The organism is Streptomyces bohaiensis, assembly GCF_012033785.1.
Classification (GTDB): Bacteria; Actinomycetota; Actinomycetes; order Streptomycetales; family Streptomycetaceae; genus Streptomyces; species Streptomyces bohaiensis.
This window is the reverse complement of the sequence record NZ_JAAVJC010000304.1, coordinates 1-5,525: the sequence shown is the minus strand read 5'-3', so window position 1 is coordinate 5,525 and position 5,525 is coordinate 1. Positions and strand designations below refer to the sequence as shown.

5 protein-coding genes are annotated in these 5,525 nt (G+C 75.7%); 3 read left to right on the top strand and 2 right to left on the bottom strand.

What is annotated here, in order from left to right; genetic code table 11:
• Both HCN52_RS21440 and HCN52_RS26015 read right to left on the bottom strand, forming a co-directional pair.
• Nucleotides 1–1,259 (bottom strand): ATP-grasp domain-containing protein (locus HCN52_RS21440; protein WP_168090090.1); only part of this gene is annotated, 1,259 nt, incomplete at its 3' end.
• Nucleotides 1,260–1,361: 102 nt separating this feature from the next.
• Nucleotides 1,362–1,493, bottom strand: a complete 132-nt coding sequence (locus HCN52_RS26015) for a hypothetical protein (protein ID WP_280923947.1) — start codon at nucleotides 1,491–1,493, stop codon at nucleotides 1,362–1,364.
• Between the two features lie 153 nt (nucleotides 1,494–1,646).
• Here HCN52_RS26015 and HCN52_RS21435 point away from each other — a divergent pair, with 153 nt between their 5' ends.
• From HCN52_RS21435 to HCN52_RS21425, 3 genes are all read left to right on the top strand, one after another.
• Nucleotides 1,647–2,627: a helix-turn-helix transcriptional regulator gene (locus HCN52_RS21435; protein WP_312876820.1), complete on the top strand. Its 981-nt coding sequence runs from the start codon at nucleotides 1,647–1,649 to the stop codon at nucleotides 2,625–2,627.
• Between the two features lie 136 nt (nucleotides 2,628–2,763).
• Nucleotides 2,764–3,747, top strand: a complete 984-nt coding sequence (locus tag HCN52_RS21430; protein ID WP_209314828.1) for a helix-turn-helix domain-containing protein — start codon at nucleotides 2,764–2,766, stop codon at nucleotides 3,745–3,747.
• 66 nt (nucleotides 3,748–3,813) lie between these two features.
• Nucleotides 3,814–4,803 (top strand): helix-turn-helix transcriptional regulator, encoded by a 990-nt coding sequence (locus HCN52_RS21425; protein WP_168090089.1) that lies wholly within the window; start codon nucleotides 3,814–3,816, stop codon nucleotides 4,801–4,803.
• Nucleotides 4,804–5,525 lie beyond the last annotated feature (722 nt).

Here is a 5,525-nt window from a genome sequence, read left to right as displayed (position 1 = left end):
GCCGCCGGCGGGGGTCCGGCGGCCGGCGGCGGTAGGGGGTGGTCCGTCGCCGAGGCCCGGGCGGGGATGAGCCGGTCCTCGGCGGCGCGCAGGGCGCGGGCCACTTCCTGGGGGGTGGAACCGGTCGCGGTGATGACGCCATGTCCGGCGACCCGGCTGGTGGCCTCCGGAGCATGACTGCCGAGGGGCGCGTCCAGTTCCACCGAGACCACGCCCGGCACGGTGCGGGCGTCGGCCGCCCGTTCCGTGTCGTGCAGGGTCTGGCGTGTCAGGGGGAGCAGCCGGGCCGCGGCGTGCTCCTTCCTGACGGGCTGCTCGGGCTCGGCGAGCCCGAGGGTGGCGGCGATCGCCAGCTGGTAGCGGTCGACGCCGGTGGCCAGGGCGAGCAGGCCGCTGATGCGGTCCCCGCCGGGGTGGGCGTGCGACTCGATCAGCGCCGGGCCCCGCGCGGTGAGGACGACCTCGGTGTGCGAGGGCCCGACCCGGTGGCCGGCCGCGGTCAGGGTCGCCTGCACCAGCTGCTCGACGCCCTTGAGGGCCTTCCGGCCGAGGTCGGCGGGGATCTCGTACCCGATGTCGCCGCACTCCGGCGCGCCGGTGGTGTGTCGGCGTGCCACCGCGAGCACCGTGTGGCGGCCGCGGACCGAGTGCGCCTCGACGCAGTACTCGGGCCCGTCGAGGTACTCCTCGATGATGAACGCGGGCTCTGGTGCCAGCCGCCGGGCCAGGTCGTGCGCGTCGGCCGCTTGTCGCAGCTCGTGCACGTCCCGGCCGCCCGAGCCGGTGCGGGGCTTGACCACACAGGGGAAGCCGACTCGTTCGGCAGCCGGCACCAGAGCCGCGGCCCGGTCACACCGCTCGAACCGCACCGGGGTTGCGGAGAGCCGGTTGACCCGATCGCGGAGCGCCGCCTTGTCGGTGAGGTACGCGACAGCCGCGTGGGGGTTGCCCGGGAGGCCGAGGGCCTCGTTGGCACGGGCAGCGGCGAGGGCGCTGTGCTCCCCGAACCCGAACACGGCGGCGCGGGGCCTGCCGGACCGGGGCGGGGAGTCCGCGAGATGGCTGAGGACGTCGAGGAGGTGGGGGTGGTCCGTCCAGTCGACCGCGAGCGTCTCGTCGGCGCGGAGTGCGGCCTCCCGGACGGACTGCTCACTCGGGTCCGCAGCCAGTACCAGGCTGCGCACGCCCAGCTCCCGCGCCGCACGGACAGCCGAGGGTGGGGGGCTCAGCAGGACCGCGGTCCGTTGCCGGTGGGTCATGGGGACCACCTCCTGACTGGTTCCGCGCAGGCCGGCGCAGGCGTTCGGGCGTGGCGAGTGGCGGCCGGGGCGCGTGGGGGGTCGCTCCCGGACGCGTCGGGACTACTCCCAGTAGTTGGCGGGCTGGACGGAGGCGACGCCCTCGCCCTCCCAGTAGTTGGCCGCGCTGGCGGTGCCGGCGAGTGCGAGCACGGCGAACAGCGCCGCGGTCGCGCTGATGGCTATCTTCTTCACGGTTACTCCCGCATCCACATGAGTTGTCAGGCTTGAACCCTGCTGGAACCGATGCTCACCGAAGCCACCAGGTGTAGTCGAGGGAGTTGCCCTGGCGTCATACTGCCTGGCAGGTTGACGCCAGCAGCCGGTGCTCTCGCGCAAGGACGTAATGTGCAGGAATCAGACGAAATCGACTCGGTGGCGACGCAGGTCTACCGGGGACGCGTGATCCACCCCACCGATTCCGTGGAGCATCTCGCCAAGCGTCTGGGGATCGGGCCGTCGCAGGTCACCGAGGCGGAGGGCAAGCTCGCCGCCCTGGGGCTCATCCGCAGCTCCCCCGGGGGCGGCTGGGTGGCGATCAGCCCGGAGAGCGCCGCGGATGAGCTGCTGGGCCCCGCCGAGCAGGACATCCTGCGCAAGCGCATCGCCATGGCGGCCACCCGCGCACGGCTCCACGCGCTGACCGGCGACTACCTGGAGGCCCGCTCGATGCGGTCCACCCGGAGCAACATCGAGATCATCCAGGGGCTGCACAACGTGCTGGCGGTCATCGACGACCTGGCGCGGACCGCCACCAAGTCGATCGACGTGTTCATCCCCGGCACCCTCTCCGAGACCGGCATCCGGTCGGCGGAGCGGCTGGACCTGGAGACGCTGGCCCGCGGGGTGATGCTGCGCACCATGCTGCAGCACAGCGCGCGGAAGAAGCCGGGGGCGGCCCAGTACGCGGCGACCATCACCGCGGCCGGCGCGCAGGTCCGTTCCATCACCTCGCTCCCCTCCCGTCTGTTGATCTACGACCGCAACTGCGCCGTGCTGCCGCTGGACCCGGAGGTCACCGGCCGCGGCGTGGCGCTGGTCCGGGACCCCGCGGTGCTCAGCTTCGTGCAGCGGCTCTTCGACCACTACTGGGCGCGGGCGCTGGTCTTCAGCGAGGCGGAGCCGGACTCCGGGCCCGCGCCGACCGGCGTGGACCGCGAGGTGCTGCTCCTGATGGCCTCGGGGAAGAAGAACGAGACCATCGCGCACCAGTTGGGCATGTCGGTGCGCTCGGTCAGCCGTATCGTTTCCGCACTCCTGGAGCGGCTGGACGCGGACAGCCGGTTCCAGGCCGGTGTCCGGGCGGCGCAGAACGGCTGGCTGTCGTAACGCCCATGCACGCGCACGCCATCGCACCGCCCCGGCGGCCCCGCACCGCCACCCGCGCCGCCACCGCCGACGGGGCCCGCTCCGCGGCGGGCCGCACCGCCGCCGGCGCGGCCTCCCGTCACCACCGGAGGCCGGCATGACCCACCCCAGCGGTCTGTCGACCGCGGCGGTCGCCGTCTACCGCATCCGCGTGGCCAACCCGACGGCGAGCCCCGACGAACTGGCCGACCGCGCCGGGCTGACCCTCGACGCGGTCGCCGAGGCGGAGCGGGAGCTCGGGGAACTGGGCCTGCTCCGCCCCTCGCCCGCCGGCGGCATGGTCGCCGTCGGCCCGGACACCGCCACCGAGGAACTGGTGGCCGCCGGCGACCACGAGATCCTCCAGGCGCAGGTGGCGCTCGGCGCGACCCGCGCCAAGATGCAGGCGCTCTCCGGCCACTACCTGGAGGCGCGCTCCCTGCGGTCCGAACGCGGCGACATCGAGACCGTGGTGGGGCTGGAGAACATCCGGGCCGTCATCGACGACCTCTCCCGGACGGTCACGGGCTCGGTGGACACCCTCGCCCCCGGAGGGGCGCAGCCGGAGCAGGCCACGGCCGCCGCGCTGCCCAGCGACCTCCGCGCGCTGGGCCGCGGCTGCCGGCTGCGCATCCTCTTCCAGTACGGGGCGCGGCGCCACCAGCCCACCCGGCAGTACGTCGGCAGGATCACCGCCGCCGGGGCGCAGGCACGCTGCCTCGGCCACCTCCCCACGCGCATGATCCTCTACGGGGAGGACTGCGCCGTGCTGCCCGTGGACCACGAGAACACCGGCCACGGCGTGATCGTCGTGCGGGACGCCTCCGTGCTGACCTTCCTGCGGCGGCTCTACGAGTACTACTGGGCCCGCGCCACCGACTTCCTGCTCGAGGACGGCGACTCGCCCCTCGGCCTCAGCGCGGTGGAGCGCGAGATCCTCGCGCAGCTGGCGGAGGGGCGGACCAACCCGGTGATCAGCGCCGATCTCGGCGTCTCCGAGCGGACGGTGGCACGGATCGTGGCGAACCTGATGGAGCGGCTGGGCGCCGGCAGCCGGTTCGAGGCGGGCGTGCGGGCGGTGCAGCTGGGCTGGGTGACCTGACGGGGCGGCGGCGCGGGGGCGGCCGACAGGTTCGTGGTACCGGCATCCGCTCGCTACCCTCACTGCATGTCCGACACGTCCGACGGGGAGCCGATCGCCGAGGAGACGGTGCGGGTCTACCGGCTGCGGGTGGCCCACCCCGACGAGCCGGACGCGGAGCTGGCCGTCCTGGCGGGGCTGCCCCCCGACCGGGTCGCCGCCGCGCAGCGCGAACTGGTGGAGTTCGGCCTGCTCCTGCGCTCCCCCGCGGGGTGGGCGGCGCTGCCGCCGGAACGCGCGGCCGAGCAGGTGCTCGCCCGGGCCGAGGTGGAGATCGCCCAGCGCTCCCTGGCGCTCGCCACCACGCGGGCCCGGTTGCACGGACTGGACGCACCGTTCCGTGACGCGCGCGGCCTGCGGTCCGGTGCCCGGGGCGTGGAGCACGTGACCGGGGCCGCGGCCGTGCGCGCGCAGGTCGCCGGGCTGGCGCACGGCACCCGCCGCTCGGTGCGGGCGCAGTTGGACGGCGGCTCGCCCCCGGGCGGCGCCGTCGCCCATCCGCCGGCACTGGACCGGGAGTTGCTCGGCCGGGGCGTGCGCGTGCGGTACCTCTGCGCCGACGTGCACCGCGGGGCAGAGGAGTTCCGCGCCCACGTCGCCGAGGTGTGCGCCCTGGGCGGCGAGGTGCGGACGGTCTCCGCCGTCCCCACCCGGCTGTTCGTCTACGACGACGCGCACGCCGTGCTGCCCGCCGACCCGGAGCGGCCCGAACGCGGCACGGTCGGGGTCCGGGAGCCGGCGCTGGTCGGTTTCCTCGGGGCGCTTTTCGACCATCTCTGGGACCGGGCCGTGCCGTTCCTGGAGAACGAGAGCGCCTGGGTGGCGCCGCCGGAGGGCACGGAGCTGCTGGTGCTGCGCGGCATCGCGGCCGGGCGGACCAACGAGGCCGTCGCGCGCGAACTGGGCGTCTCCCCGCGGACGGTGACGCGCATCGTCGCGGCGCTGCTGGAGCGGCTCGGCACCGACAGCCGGTTCCGCGCCGGGGTCCGGGCGGTCGAACTGGGCTGGCTGAGCTGACGCGTGGTTCCGGCGTCGCACTCTCCGGCCGGGCGGGAGTCCGTCACCGGTCGGCCGGACCCCGGGCGGGGGCGGCACTCGGCGCCGCGTGCCGCGACGGACGGGCACGACGGACGGGGAGGGGCGAACGGGGCGGCGCCCGCGTGGCGACCACCCCGGGGCCGCCACCGGAACCGCGCGACCCGGTGGAGAAGGGAAGGAGCGGGGGTGCGGCCCGGCGCGGGGTGCGGCCGGCGACTCCACTCGCCGTCCGCGCCCCGAGCGCCCGGGGCGCGGACGGACCGCACCCCGGGAACCCGCAGGCCCGCGGGGACCGCGCCTGACTGCGGTCCGGTTCCGCGGGAGCCGGGGACGCACCCCCGCGTCGCACCCGCCGGCGCTGCCGGTGGCACGCCGGCGGTGCGACGACCGGGGGCGGCCGCCTCACCGCGGTCCGGGGCGGTCGTTCGGCCCTGACGAGGCGCTCACGACCGGTCCTTCCCACTGGTGCGAGCGGCCGGCACGCCGGGCCGGGAGCCCGCCGCGCGTCGCTTTCGCACCGGTCGACTGTAGGCACCACGGGATGCGCGCGTACAGGCGCGGCGGGTGACGCGTTGCCGCATGGCGCGGTCGCGCCAGCCACGGGGCGGGGCACCGATCCCGCGAGCCGTGGGCGTGCGCCGGCGGCCCGGGCAGGACACTCGTCCGGGATGCTCGGGCGACACCTCCGGCGCGCGGCGCGC

What these genes read in the sequence shown, in the direction of transcription:
- HCN52_RS21430 (WP_209314828.1), top strand. Translation starts at nt 2,764, where the DNA reads ATGACCCACCCCAGCGGTCTGTCGACCGCGGCGGTCGCCGTCTACCGC.
- HCN52_RS21425 (WP_168090089.1), top strand. Translation starts at nt 3,814, where the DNA reads ATGTCCGACACGTCCGACGGGGAGCCGATCGCCGAGGAGACGGTGCGG.